Consider the following 12,486-nt stretch of genomic DNA (forward strand, 5'->3'; position numbering starts at 1 on the left):
TGCTACAGCATAGAGTAGATCAGTTGAGAGATTGCCGGCAGGGCCGCCTGTTTTTCCACAGCCCCCAGCTGCCAGGCCACTTTGGGCATTCCGTATACCACCGAAGACTGCTCGTCCTGGCCTATAGTTCTGGCCCCCGCCTGGCGCATACTCAAAAGCCCTTTAGCGCCATCCTGGCCCATGCCTGTTAACAACACCCCAATGGCCTTGGCTCCGGCTTCACGGGCGACCGATTCAAACAGCACGTCGACCGACGGACAATGTCCGCTCACTTTTTCGCCGGCATAACATTCCACCGTAAAGCCACTCCCGGTTCTAACAAGGCGCATATGTTTATCACCAGGGGCAATGAACACGTGCCCGCATTCCACCCGGTCACCGCTCTGGGCTTCCTTAACGGTTAGCGCTGTCACATCATTCATACGTTCGGCGAACATCCGGGTGAACACCGGGGGCATATGCTGGACAATAACAATTCCCGGCGCATCGGCGGACAGTCCCTTCAGAATACTTAGCACAGCTTCCGTACCGCCGGTCGAAGCGCCGATGGCGATCACTTTGCCATGACTGCCGGAACGGCATGAATTTTTAACAGATTGCATAGTTGCTCCCGTCTTTTTATACTGAGAAACATTGGCCATAGCAGCAACTTTGACCTTAGTCTTCAATTCATTAATAACGGTATTCAGACTACGGCCATTTTTGGGATCGGGCTTCACAACAAACTCTACGGCCCCGGCTGCCATTGCCTCAAAGACCGTGTCACTAACGGCGCTAATAATTACGACCGGCAATGGATACTGCGGCATGAGCCGCCGCAAAAACTCAATGCCGCTCATGCGTGGCATCTCAACATCCAAAGTCATGACATCCGGTTCATATTTAATGATTTTGTCTCTGGCATCAAAAGGATCAACCGCAGTAGCCACTACTTCAATCAGCGGATCATCAGCAAGACCGCGGGCCAAAAACTCCCGGAAAACCAAAGAATCGTCAACTACCAGGACTTTTATTTTTTTGCGAATGATGACAGTCACCTCTGCTCACAGCCTGCACCCGGCTTACGGTATACGCCGGGCGCTATATACCGGTAGCCGCTTTCCTCCCGTGGCAGGGACTCAGCATGACCAATAAACAGATACCCGCCCGGTACGGTCTTATTGTAGAATTTATTAATTAGTTTACGCTTGGTCGGTCCGTCAAAATATATCATGACATTGCGGCAAAAAATAACCTGAAACTGCTTTTTAAATGGAAACACCGGTTCCATCAAATTAAACCGGCGGAAGATAACTTCTTTTTTGAGGTTATCCCGCACTGCCCATTCGGAATTATTTACCTTTTGAAAGTAATCCCGCCGCCAGACTGCCGGCAGCCCGGCCAGTTCACTGTCCTGATAGATACCGCAGACCGCTTTGTTAAGTACATTACTTGCTATGTCTGTCGCCAGAACAGCTCTGTTCCACTCCGTTTTGCCGCCAAAGACGTCGGCCAGAATCATGGCCAGGGTATATGCCTCCTGTCCGCTGGCGCAGCCGGCGCTCCATATCCTAAGATCCTTATCCTGCACTGTTAAGGCCAGGTAGGGCAGCACTTGTTCACGGAAGTATTGAAAATGCTGGCTTTCTCTCATAAAGAAGGTATGATTAGTGGTAATACGGTCAAGCAGCGTGCTAACTTCAGAACCTGTTTTGTCGGCAACCAACCGGTGATAATATTCCGCAAAGCTCCCGATGTTTTTTTGCATTAAAACACCGTGCAAACGGCCCAGCACCAGTTGTTTTTTTTCCTTGCCTAACTTAATTCCGTAATTACTATGAATGAATTCCGCCAGCTGTCTGAATTCCGCCTCATCTATTCCCAGCATACATTCAATATTTGCCGAATTCGCTATCGCTTAACGCAATCTTAATTTTATTTTTCGGCATATCAGCCTCGCCGGCAGTCTTATTCTTTTCCAGCATATCTTCCAGCATTTTAAGCATGGCCGGGTCTACAGTTCCCGTACCGGTTACAGCAGTCTTTTTCACCTTAAACTTTCCCACCAAGTCTTTTAAAATGCTGGCCTGCGCCGACAATTCCTCACTGGCCGCCGCGCTTTCCTCGGCAGTAGCCGAATTACTCTGCACCACCAGGGATACCTGGTTAATAGCCTGATTCACCTGGGCTATGCCGCTGGCCTGCTCATTGGAAGCCGCCGCGATCTGACCGACTAAAGTAGCTACCTGGGCAATGTCATTAACCATTTTTTCTAATGATACGGCTGTTTCCTGGGCAATCTTGGTCCCGAAATTCACTTTTTGCATAGACCCTTCAATCATGGCAGTGGTCTCTTTGGCGGCATTGGCGCTGCGGGCCGCCAGATTGCGCACTTCCTCAGCGACTACGGCGAATCCCTTGCCGTGCTGGCCGGCGCGGGCGGCCTCAACCGCAGCATTTAGCGCTAAAATATTTGTTTGGAAAGCAATTTCGTCGATTACCTTAATAATCTTATAAATGTTTGACGAGGCCTGATTAATGTCCTCCATAGCTTTTAACATATTTTGCATTTCATTGTTGCCTGTCATAGCGCTATCCTGGGCGGTAATGGCCAATTCGTTGGCCTGGTTGGCATTCCCCGCGTTCTGTGTGGTTTGAGCGGCTATCTGTTCCATGGAAGCAGTTACTTCTTCAATGGAGCTGGCCTGCTCAGTCGCCCCCTGCGATAAGGCCAGGCTGGACGCCGATACCTGCTTTGAGCCGGCGGAAACCTGGGTAGACGACATGTTAATATTATTAATGACCTCATTCATACTGGCAGCCATGGTCATAAAGGACCGGGCCACCATACCGGCTTCATCCCTGGTGGTAATATTAACAGCCACATTCAGATCGCCTTCCGCCATTTTGTGCATTTCCCCAGCCAGTTTCTGCAGCGGCCGGCTGACGGTAAGCGCAATGGTCAAACCCAGCCCCACCGCCAGCGCAACCGCAACAGCAATAATAACGATCATGGAAATAACAGTCCGTTCGGTCTGGGCGATGAGATCGTTGCTGACCTGACGGCCTAAAGAAACTTTATCTTCATACAGTTTATTTACGGAAGCATCAATGGCAGCGACAATGGCAGCCCCTTCGTTGCGCATGACCATAGCCGCCTGATCCTCCTGATTGGCTAACGCCATCGTCAATACCTTATCCCGGACGACCTTGAACTGCTCAATATTTTCTTTTAACCGTTTATATTCATCCCGTACCTGGGCACCTTTGATGGATTTTTCAAAATCCGCCATCAATTCGTCAACTTCTTTATCCCGCTCCTTGATAGCAACTGCATATTTCCCTCTGTCGCCGGAGCCTCTTTCAATCAGCGCATTTCTCAGCAGACTGCGGGATTGTTCCAGCGCCACTTGCATCTGGCCAATATTTGCAGCGGCTACGCCATAGTCCTCATACAATATCACATACTGTTCCTTGACTTCTTTGATATTGACAATGCCAACAATACCGACAACTCCTGCCAGCAGCGAGACCGTAATAAAAGCGGCAAGCAGCTTATTTTTAATCTTAAGATTGTAGAACCATTGCATTCAATCGTCCCCCTCAAAATATCTCTCCGCTCAGAACCTGCGGTTATCCTTAACTTAATCCAACGCCAACTTCTCCATATCGTCCTGACTGATGAGCCGGTAACAGTCCAATAGCAGGCGAACCTCGTCGCCGACCTTGCCAATTCCTTTAATATACCGGTTATTGCCGCCTTTAGCGCCTTCCGGCGGTGGAACTATATCTACGGACGGAATAACCGTTACTTCGGCCACGGTATCTACAATTAAACCAACCGTCACTTGCTGCAGCTCTATTACAATAATACACGTCCGGTCGGTATATTCCCTGGCCTCTTTCCTAAAGCGCAGGCGCACATCCATTACAGGAATAATCCTGCCGCGCAAATTGATGATACCCTTCACATAACCGGGTAATTCCGGAACCGGGGTAATAGCCTGAATCCCGCCAATAATTTCTGTAACATAGGTAATTTCAATACCGTAAAACTCTCCATCCAGCGCAAATGTCAAATATTTGTCCTGCTGTGTCTCTTCCATTTCCGTTTCTGCAAAAGCCTCTGCCATGTTCTTCCTCCTCAGTTCTTATCTTGCAAACCAAAACTACCGGAGGCCGGCGAATACAGCCGGAACATCCAGAATCAGACTGATGCTGCCATCCCCCAGCAAGGTGCAACCTGCTAATTCTTTGCTTTTCTTTATGTAGACCGGCAGCGGCTTAACTACCACCTGCTGTTGACCCAGCAGTTCATCGGCAAATAAGCACAAACTGCGTCCGTCACTTTCAACCACAACAATAATACCGGCTTCCAGGGAAACAATCTCCGTCGGGCAGTTATATTGCTCATTCAGTTTTATAACCGGCAGGCATTCTCCCCGCAGCCAGAGCATTTCGCGACCGTCCGGGTCATAAATAATATTGCCCGCTTTCGGACGGAAGGATTCTCTAATAGCGATTGTCGGGATGGTATACCGGGCTTGCCCCACCTTAACCGTCATACCGTCAATAATGGCCAGCGTCAGCGGAATTTTAAGCGAAACGGCCGTGCCTTTACCCGGACTGCTGTCTATAAGGATAGAACCGCCAATTTCTTCGATATTTTTGGTAACAACATCCATACCGACGCCCCGCCCGGATAGCTCGGTAACGCCGTCCTTTGTCGAGAAGCCCGGTAGAAATATGAAGGAAAATACTTCCTTGTCGGTCAGTTCGCGCTCGGCTGCCTGCACCAGTCCTGAGGAACAGGCCTTAGCCAAAATTTTTTCCCGGTTTAAGCCGCGCCCGTCATCACGAACGGTAATCCAGACGTCATTACCGGAATTTAAGGCTTCCAAAGTGATGGTTCCGGTTTCACTCTTCCCGGCCTGCCGGCGTTCGGCTACAGATTCAATACCGTGATCGGCTGCATTGCGGATCAGGTGCATCAGCGGATCGGATATTTTTTCAATTACGTTTTTATCTACTTCGGTATCTTCTCCGATTAGGTTGAGGGTCAGTTGCTTGTCCAGCTTCTTCCCGGCATCACGCACGATTCTGTTCATCTTTTGAAAGGTTGCCGTAAGCGGCATCATCCGGATGGACATGACCACATCCTGCAGTTCGCCGGTAATCTTCCTGAACTGCCGGGCCGCTTTAAAAAAGTTATCCAGTTTAAGACCGGCAAGATCCGGGTTTTGTGTAACCATAGCCTCGGCAATAACCAGTTCGCCGACAATATCCATAAGTTTATCCAGCTTGTTCACCTGAACGCTGATCATGGATTGCCGCACACCCGCGCCTGCGGCTTCCTGCCAGTTTTTATCCTCACAACCGGATCTAGCCGTATATTTTTCCGGCATTTGCGGCAAAACATCTTCCAGAATGATTTGCTTAGGCCGGACAGGCTTGGTCAGGGATTTCTCCGGCATAGCCTGGCGTACTGCCAGTGACTTTACAAAGGCGACGCCGGCGAAAAAGTCCTCAATTACTTTTAGCGGCTGTTCCGACTTAAAATAAATAACAAAGCCGTGTTGTCTGATCATCTCGGCACTTTGATTATTTTCGATAATATCGGCCGGCTCATAAATAATCTCGTCAGCCAGCCCCTTCAGGTTATGTATAATGGCAAAGGCGCGGATGTTTTCCATTTCGCAGCCTTCTTCAAAAAACAAAACGGCCTGATATGCCCCTGCAGCGTCGGCGCCTGTTTTACCGGCGCTGCTGATATAATATTTCTGCGGTTTAGGATCTGGTTGCAGAGCCTCCGCAGTTGCCCGCCCGGCGCCGGCGGCTATTTTTAATTCGGCCAGGTACTCCCCGATCCTGACGGTAATCCGGCTGGCATTACCGTCACAGGGCAAGCCTTTGTCTGCTTTGCCGGTTTCGGTCTTAATAAAATCCATGCCCGCAAGGATAATATCTGTCAGCCGTGAGTAATCCACGCTCTGAACACCTTTTTCCCGGATAAAATAAAAGAGGTCTTCCAGTGAATGGGCTAACGTGGAAACATCATTAAACAGCATCATGGCTGCAGAGCTTTTAATAGTATGCATAATGCGAAAAATCCTGTTTACATCATCAATGCCGAAAGATCCGGCCTTCTCACTATTAAGCACCGCCTGCTCCAATTGCTCAACTTGCTGCAATGTCTCAAAGACATACATCTCGAGCATAGGTTCACGTTCATTCTCTGCCAACAGTATACCCTCCTGTAAGGAACATGCTAAAAGGCGCTTAATGCTCTTAATACACGTTCTTGCGAAAACGGTTTGACTATAAAATTCCTGGCGCCGGCCATAATGGCGTCTTTAACCATTTCCTCCTGCCCCATAGCAGAAACCATAACAATAGTAGCCTCGGGATCAATTTTCATAATTTCTTTTACTGCGGTTATACCATCCATCTCCGGCATGGTAATATCCATGGTTACAATATCAGGCCGCAATTCAGTGTACTTTTTTATGGCATCGCTGCCATCTTCGGCGACACCAATTACTGTATAGCCGTTTTTTTCCAGCATCATCTTCAGTGTCAGCCTAATAAAAGCTGCGTCATCAACAATTAGTACTTTTTTCATAATTCCCTCTCCTCATTGCTCTCTCTAAATTTTTTATCCGACGGCTGACCTGCTTTAAGACTCCCGCTTCTACAAGTGGGAGTTACCCTTACGGGCACAGGCGAGCGGCTAAGTCTCTGGATAAAAGCGACTAGCCTTCAGATGGGGTGGAAACCCCATCTGAAGCTAAGTGAACCGTAATGCCTTTTGCGGACATCAAGAATGGCTGGTACAATAAAGCCAGGAGGTGTCCAACATGAAAGGTCAGCGATTTGATGCAGAGTTCAAAAAAGATATCGTGAAACTCTATCTAAGTGGAACTCGAACCTGCCCCAGTTTGGCAGCGGAACTAGGAATTCACGAAAATACGGTCTATAAATGGATTCAACAATATAAAAGTGATCCAGAACATGCTTTTCCCGGATCAGGAAATCTCAAGCCCGATGAGGATGAAATCCGTAAAGCACAACGACGCATTAAGGAACTAGAGAGCGAAGTCGCTATTTTAAAGCAAGCAGCGGTATACTTCGCCAAAAACAGCAAATAAGATATCCGTTTATCTACCATTACCGCACCCACTATGCTGTTAGCGATTTATGCCGCATTTTAAAGGTATCCAGAAGCGGATATTACGCCTGGGTAAAAGCCGGTTGCCCGAAAGCCGGTGACCGGGATGATGTAGTAGTGGCTCATATTCGTCAGATTGAACGAGAGCATGATCACAATTACGGCGTTCAAAAGGTCTATGAAGAACTAAACGACAAAGGGATTATCATCGGGCGCAGCAAAGTACAGCGAATCATGCATGTTCATGGCATCAAAGCCCAGATCAAAAGCAAATACAAACCGCAAACCACCAAAGCAAACCCGAATGAACAAGCCTTTGACAACCTGTTAAAGCAAAACTTTGAGGTGCAAGAAATAAACAGAGTGTGGCTGGCTGACATCACCTATATCCGGGTGGGCGGCCAGTGGTGTTATTTAGCTTGTGTCTTAGATTTAGCCAGACGCAAAATAGTTGGCTGGGCTCTGGGCAGTCGCCCTACAGCAGACCTTGCTTGTAAAGCGCTTAGGATGGCCATTGTAAAAGAAAAACCTGCTGAAGGTCTCATCCATCACTCCGACAGGGGCAGTCAATACACATCGAATAAGCATAAAGACTTGCTGAAAGAACATAACATCCTTGGCAGCATGAGCCGGAAAGGCAATCCCTATGATAACGCCCCGATGGAATCCTTCTTCCGGCTTTTAAAAGTGGAGCATGTAAAAAAACGGTCCTTTGCTACGATTGGACAGGCTGCGGCCAGTATCGAGGCCTGGATCAGCTATTACAATACCCGCAGAAGGCATAGTTCCTTAGGGGGCATTTCGCCGCTATGCTACGAGATCAGAAGAAACTCGCCATTTAATCTGTCCGCGTAAGCCAATATGGTTCAAAGTCTACTTTATCTAGCTCAACAGCAGTAAGCCATCGCTCCAAAACACTGAGAACTTTGTTCTTTAAGGCAAAATTATAGCCGCCCAGTCGCCACCGCAAAATAGTCTCCCGGCAGGTCCCCAGAATAATGTCTGCATACTCGTCAGGCGCGTAATCAGTGCTTAATTCGCCGTTCTTTTGCCCTGTCGCCACAATATCGGCAATGGACTGGAATCGATCATAAAATATCCCTTCCACTTCTGCCTGAATTTCTTTATTGTATCGACGCAGCACTTCATAAAAGAACAGCAGTGCCGTAATCGACGGAAAATTCTCGTAGTACTCAACGAAACCTGTAACACAGAACAAAATACGGTCTTTGGCTGAAACATCCAGCTTTCTGGCCGAGTTAATAATCGCTTTGTCAAATTTGGCAAAATAGTGCAACATAGCAATAATTATGGCATCTTTGCTTTTAAAATGCCGGTATAACGCCGATTCAGCAATGTTTTGACGTGCTGCCAGCTCCTTGGTGGATAAGGCCTGCAAGCCCAGTTCATCAATAATCTCAATAGCAGTAAGAATAATTGCATCTTTGCGCGGTAATACCAATTTCTTCATTATTTCCTCCCACGTTAGTGAACGCACACTAACTTATTATTTTTATTATATTTTAGGTAAACATTAGCGTCAATGTCATATATTTACTGTTGACAGTTTTCTGCTTAAAATATTATTAAATTCATGTAAAAAAATAAAACCGGGAGATACTCCCCGGTTTTATTACCTGGCTCAGATAACAGCCAATAAGATTTACAATTTTATTCGACTACTAACCTTCAGATGAGGTTAAAACCCCACCTTAAGCTAAGTCTACTTTATCACGCCAATGGAACTTAAGAAAACCAGCACTAAAAGCACCGGCGTAATATACCGGAGGATGAAAACAAAAGCATCGAACAGCACTACCGGTATGGCGCCGTCATTGGTCAGTTCCCGGCGCAGCTCGGCCGGTTTCACCACATAGCCGACAAATATGGCGACGATCAGCCCGCCGAGCGGCAGGATTACATTAGATGATAAATAGTCAAACAGGTCAAAAAAGCTTTTGCCGAAAACCGTGACTTGTCCCAGCAAGGCGGAACTGTCGGCCGAAAGGGCGGCCAGTACGCCAAAGCCTAAAATTATGAGAGCATTAACCATTACCGCCTTTTTCCGGCCATAGCCTTTTTCCTCAACGAAATAAGCGACAGGCACCTCTACCAGCGAAAGCATGGCAGTGGTTGCAGCAATGGAAGACAAAAAGAAGAAAGCAATAAGCAGGATGCTGCCTAACGGCATTTGCGAAAAAACTAAAGGAATGGTCATAAATAAGAGCCCCGGACCGGCGCCGGGCTCCATCCCGAAAGAGAACACGGCCGGAAATATAGCCAAGCCGGCCAGCATGGACACCAGCGTATCAGACACCGCCACTTTGGCCGCCGTGCCGAATAAGTTATTGTCATGAGTAAAATAGCTGCTGTAGGTCACCATTGTGCCAATACCCAGCGACAGTTTAAAAAACGACAATCCCAGAGCTGTCAGAATAACCGGCGCGGTAATTTTGCTGAAATCGACGTTAAACATAAAATCTACGCCGGCGCCAGCTCCCGGCAGGGTTAAAGCTCGAATATCACACAATATAATAAGAATAAATAATAGCGGCATTAGTGTTTTTGTGATGCGTTCAATGCCTTGTTTAACGCCCATGATGAGAATAGCTGAAACGGTTGCCATAACAATAACCTGCCAGATTATCGGGCTCCAGGGTCCGACTACCACACCGCCAAACTGCGCCTTGGCAACGGCGGCGGTAATGCCGGCAAAATCGCCGGAAATGGCTTTAAACAGGTAAAGATATACCCAACCGGCTACACAGCTGTAAAAAAACATGATAAAGTACACGCCCAGGACAGCCATAATTCCTGTATAACCCCAGCCCTGCCCCGGCTTTATCTGTTCATAAGCGCCGACAACATTTTTGCGCGTGCTTCGCCCCAGGTAGAATTCGCCCAGCATAATCGGCAAACCAACCAAAATAATACATAAAAAATAAATCAGCAGAAAGGCGCCGCCGCCAAATTGGCCGGTAAGATAAGGAAATTTCCAAATATTCCCTAAACCAACCGCGCTGCCCAGGGTCGCAAAAAATACTGCCAGGCCGGACGAAAACCCTTCCCGTTTTTGCTGCAGATCTTGCATGATATGCTCCTCCAGTATACATTAATACATAATGTAGTTTACAGTAAGACAAAAGCTACTGTCAATGAAATTCCTTGCCAGTAGCCTGCCTGTCGGCTGCCGGCTAAGTACATTTATTTTTTTGTTAAATTTCTGTAACTATGTAATTGTCATTGGGCAAATTTTATGATACGATAAGTAACAAAATATATTGTATACTGCGATGACAGGGAAAGTACCGGAATATGATTTTCTGCAGAGAGCCGGCATATGGTGAAAGCCGGCGGAAAGATATTTCGCGAAAGCCACCCTGGAGCTGGGGGCTGAAACCAGTAGGCCTTACCCGTACCTGGCGTTAACAGGATCAAGTGAGCCATTTTCGGCTAATTTAGGTGGTACCGCGGGAACAATAATCTCGTCCTTTTATTAAGGACGGGATTTTTTATTTGGTTGACCAGATAACTTGCTGTCAGACTCAGCCATTTTAACTTCCGCTTGCGCCAGGGCCCGGCGCAAGCCATGTTTTCATATGACCAATTCATTAATCTAAGGGAGGACACCACGTCGTGAAAGAACTATTAGAGTTGTTGGAAAAGGACTGCACCCAGCCTGTTGAGCAATTGGCTGCCATATTAAAACAGACTAAAGAAGAAGTCAGAGCCCAGATTAAATGTCTGGAGAACGACAAAATAATTGTCAAGTATCAGCCCATTATTGACTGGGAGCAGGCAGGCGAAGACAAAGTGACTGCCATTATTGACGTGAGAATCACACCCCAGCGTGAAGTAGGCTTTGACGCCATTGCCGAACGCATTTGCCGCTTTCCTGAAGTTGTCAGCCTGTATCTGATGTCAGGCGCTTATGATTTAAGCGTCATGGTCGAAGGCCACACACTTAAAGAAGTATCCCAGTTTGTTGCCACCAAGCTATCCACCATTGACGGGGTTATCAGCACAACAACTCATTTCATGCTCAAACGCTACAAGTATGCCGGCGTCATTATCCAGGACCGCGAAGAAGATCACCGGCTGGTGGTATCACCATGAACTGGGCTGAGCGTATCTCACCGGCCGTTAATGCTGTCCCACCTTCCGGCATCCGGCGCTTCTTCGACATTGCCGCCGAGATGAAAGGGGTAATATCCCTGGGTGTGGGTGAGCCTGACTTTATCACACCCTGGCATATCCGCGAAAGTTGTGTTCACGGCCTGCACAAAGGCTATACCGCTTACACCTCAAATTATGGGTTGCTGGAACTCAGAGAAGAAATTGCCCGGAATATTTTAAATAACTACAGTGTCAGCTATGACCCCCGCAAAGAAGTACTTGTTACGGTCGGCGTCAGCGAAGCCCTTGATCTGGCGGTACGGTCTATTTTAAGTCCCGGCGACGAAGTTCTCATTCCCGAACCATGTTATGTATCATATAAAGCATGTGTTATGCTGGCCGGCGGCAAGCCGGTGCCTGTCCTGACTGCCATGGAGCATGAGTTCCGCGTGACGGTCGAGCAACTGGAGAAATTAGTGACACCCCGCACCAAGGCCCTCCTGATCGGTTATCCCAATAATCCAACAGGGGCCATCATGCCCGAAAAAGAACTGGCGGAAATAGCCGCCTTTGCCGAACGTCATGACCTCATTGTCATTTCTGATGAAATCTACGCCGATTTGACCTACCAGGGCACTCATACCTGTTTTGCCGGTCTGCCCGGCATGCGGGACCGTACCATTTTGCTCAACGGCTTTTCCAAGGCCTATGCCATGACCGGCTGGCGGATCGGTTATGCCCTGTCCAATCCTGAGTTTATTGCCGCCATGAATAAAATCCACCAGTACACCATGTTATGCGCGCCGATTACCGCTCAACTGGGAGCCATTGAAGCCCTGCGCCATGGCAAAGACAAAATGGAAAAAATGGTCGCCGAATATAACTGCCGCCGCCAACTCATGCTTGACGGGCTGCGCAGCATCGGCGTAAGCTGTTTTGAACCCAAAGGCGCTTTTTACATCTTCCCGTCCATTAAAGAAACCGGCATGACATCCCTCCAATTTGCCGAGGAACTCTTAAAAGCTGAGAAAGTGGCAGTAGTGCCAGGTGACGCGTTCGGCCTGAGCGGCGAAGGCTTCATCCGCTGTTCCTATGCGTCCTCAATCAGCAATCTGACCGAAGCACTGGAACGAATCGGGAAATTTGTCAGACAGCGCCTGTAAAGCCGTGTTTTCGCCCTGCTACTAAAAAAACTTATCCTTATCTTTCAATATATAAAACAG

Annotated in this window: 12 protein-coding genes and 1 other annotated feature; of the genes, 4 read left to right on the plus strand and 8 right to left on the minus strand. The window is 47.9% G+C overall.

All coding sequences use genetic code 11. The features are described from left to right. Positions 1-2 precede the first annotated feature (2 nt). From SATMO3_RS24450 to SATMO3_RS24475, 6 genes are read right to left on the minus strand one after another with little or no spacing between them, the layout of a single operon-like run. Positions 3-1,037 carry a chemotaxis response regulator protein-glutamate methylesterase gene (locus tag SATMO3_RS24450; RefSeq protein ID WP_371372576.1) on the minus strand — a complete coding sequence of 345 codons (1,035 nt, stop codon included), beginning with the start codon at positions 1,035-1,037 and terminating at the stop codon, positions 3-5. Next, on the minus strand, positions 1,034-1,867 hold the full coding sequence (locus tag SATMO3_RS24455) for a protein-glutamate O-methyltransferase CheR (protein WP_371372578.1): 834 nt from the start codon (positions 1,865-1,867) through the stop codon (positions 1,034-1,036). The genes SATMO3_RS24450 and SATMO3_RS24455 overlap by 4 nt, the downstream gene beginning before the upstream one ends. Positions 1,868-1,871: 4 nt before the next feature. Continuing rightward, entirely contained in the window at positions 1,872-3,569 is a 1,698-nt protein-coding gene (locus SATMO3_RS24460; protein ID WP_371372580.1) for a methyl-accepting chemotaxis protein, read from the minus strand. 54 nt (positions 3,570-3,623) lie between these two features. Next, positions 3,624-4,112 carry a chemotaxis protein CheW gene (locus SATMO3_RS24465; protein WP_371372582.1) on the minus strand — a complete coding sequence of 163 codons (489 nt, stop codon included), beginning with the start codon at positions 4,110-4,112 and terminating at the stop codon, positions 3,624-3,626. A 36-nt stretch (positions 4,113-4,148) separates the two neighbouring features. Next, the gene (locus SATMO3_RS24470) at positions 4,149-6,221 is read right to left on the minus strand and encodes a chemotaxis protein CheA (protein ID WP_371372584.1); all 2,073 of its coding nucleotides are present in this window, start codon (positions 6,219-6,221) and stop codon (positions 4,149-4,151) included. Positions 6,222-6,247: 26 nt separating this feature from the next. Then, positions 6,248-6,601, minus strand: a complete 354-nt coding sequence (locus SATMO3_RS24475; protein ID WP_371372586.1) for a response regulator — start codon at positions 6,599-6,601, stop codon at positions 6,248-6,250. A 235-nt stretch (positions 6,602-6,836) separates the two neighbouring features. Between SATMO3_RS24475 and SATMO3_RS24480 the strand changes: the two genes are divergently transcribed. Together SATMO3_RS24480 and SATMO3_RS24485 are read left to right on the plus strand one after the other, a co-directional pair. Continuing rightward, complete coding sequence (locus tag SATMO3_RS24480; protein WP_371372588.1) at positions 6,837-7,127, plus strand: transposase; 291 nt, start codon at positions 6,837-6,839, stop codon at positions 7,125-7,127. Beyond that, on the plus strand, positions 7,124-8,002 hold the full coding sequence (locus SATMO3_RS24485) for an IS3 family transposase (RefSeq protein WP_371381789.1): 879 nt from the start codon (positions 7,124-7,126) through the stop codon (positions 8,000-8,002). Before SATMO3_RS24480 ends, SATMO3_RS24485 begins: the two co-directional genes overlap by 4 nt. Here the strand turns inward: SATMO3_RS24485 and SATMO3_RS24490 are convergent. Together SATMO3_RS24490 and SATMO3_RS24495 are read right to left on the minus strand one after the other, a co-directional pair. Continuing rightward, on the minus strand, positions 7,986-8,618 hold the full coding sequence (locus tag SATMO3_RS24490; protein ID WP_371372590.1) for a TetR/AcrR family transcriptional regulator: 633 nt from the start codon (positions 8,616-8,618) through the stop codon (positions 7,986-7,988). The genes SATMO3_RS24485 and SATMO3_RS24490 overlap by 17 nt on opposite strands. Positions 8,619-8,870: 252 nt before the next feature. Further along, positions 8,871-10,238 (minus strand): sodium-dependent transporter, encoded by a 1,368-nt coding sequence (locus SATMO3_RS24495; RefSeq protein ID WP_371372592.1) that lies wholly within the window; start codon positions 10,236-10,238, stop codon positions 8,871-8,873. A gap of 193 nt (positions 10,239-10,431) precedes the next feature. After that, positions 10,432-10,643 (plus strand) — a binding site (T-box leader). A gap of 140 nt (positions 10,644-10,783) precedes the next feature. Between SATMO3_RS24495 and SATMO3_RS24500 the strand changes: the two genes are divergently transcribed. Both SATMO3_RS24500 and SATMO3_RS24505 read left to right on the plus strand, forming a co-directional pair. Continuing rightward, positions 10,784-11,263 carry an Lrp/AsnC family transcriptional regulator gene (locus SATMO3_RS24500; RefSeq protein ID WP_371372594.1) on the plus strand — a complete coding sequence of 160 codons (480 nt, stop codon included), beginning with the start codon at positions 10,784-10,786 and terminating at the stop codon, positions 11,261-11,263. After that, positions 11,260-12,426, plus strand: a complete 1,167-nt coding sequence (locus SATMO3_RS24505) for an aminotransferase class I/II-fold pyridoxal phosphate-dependent enzyme (RefSeq protein ID WP_371372596.1) — start codon at positions 11,260-11,262, stop codon at positions 12,424-12,426. Before SATMO3_RS24500 ends, SATMO3_RS24505 begins: the two co-directional genes overlap by 4 nt. Positions 12,427-12,486: the final 60 nt, after the last annotated feature.

It is taken from the genome of Sporomusa aerivorans (assembly GCF_041428895.1).
GTDB classification, from domain to species: domain Bacteria; phylum Bacillota; class Negativicutes; order Sporomusales; family Sporomusaceae; genus Sporomusa; species Sporomusa aerivorans.

What these genes read in the sequence shown, in the direction of transcription:
- SATMO3_RS24455 (WP_371372578.1), bottom strand. Translation starts at nt 1,867, where the DNA reads ATGCTGGGAATAGATGAGGCGGAATTCAGACAGCTGGCGGAATTCATT.
- SATMO3_RS24460 (WP_371372580.1), bottom strand. Translation starts at nt 3,569, where the DNA reads ATGCAATGGTTCTACAATCTTAAGATTAAAAATAAGCTGCTTGCCGCT.
- SATMO3_RS24465 (WP_371372582.1), bottom strand. Translation starts at nt 4,112, where the DNA reads ATGGCAGAGGCTTTTGCAGAAACGGAAATGGAAGAGACACAGCAGGAC.
- SATMO3_RS24475 (WP_371372586.1), bottom strand. Translation starts at nt 6,601, where the DNA reads ATGAAAAAAGTACTAATTGTTGATGACGCAGCTTTTATTAGGCTGACA.
- SATMO3_RS24480 (WP_371372588.1), top strand. Translation starts at nt 6,837, where the DNA reads ATGAAAGGTCAGCGATTTGATGCAGAGTTCAAAAAAGATATCGTGAAA.
- SATMO3_RS24490 (WP_371372590.1), bottom strand. Translation starts at nt 8,618, where the DNA reads ATGAAGAAATTGGTATTACCGCGCAAAGATGCAATTATTCTTACTGCT.
- SATMO3_RS24495 (WP_371372592.1), bottom strand. Translation starts at nt 10,238, where the DNA reads ATGCAAGATCTGCAGCAAAAACGGGAAGGGTTTTCGTCCGGCCTGGCA.
- SATMO3_RS24505 (WP_371372596.1), top strand. Translation starts at nt 11,260, where the DNA reads ATGAACTGGGCTGAGCGTATCTCACCGGCCGTTAATGCTGTCCCACCT.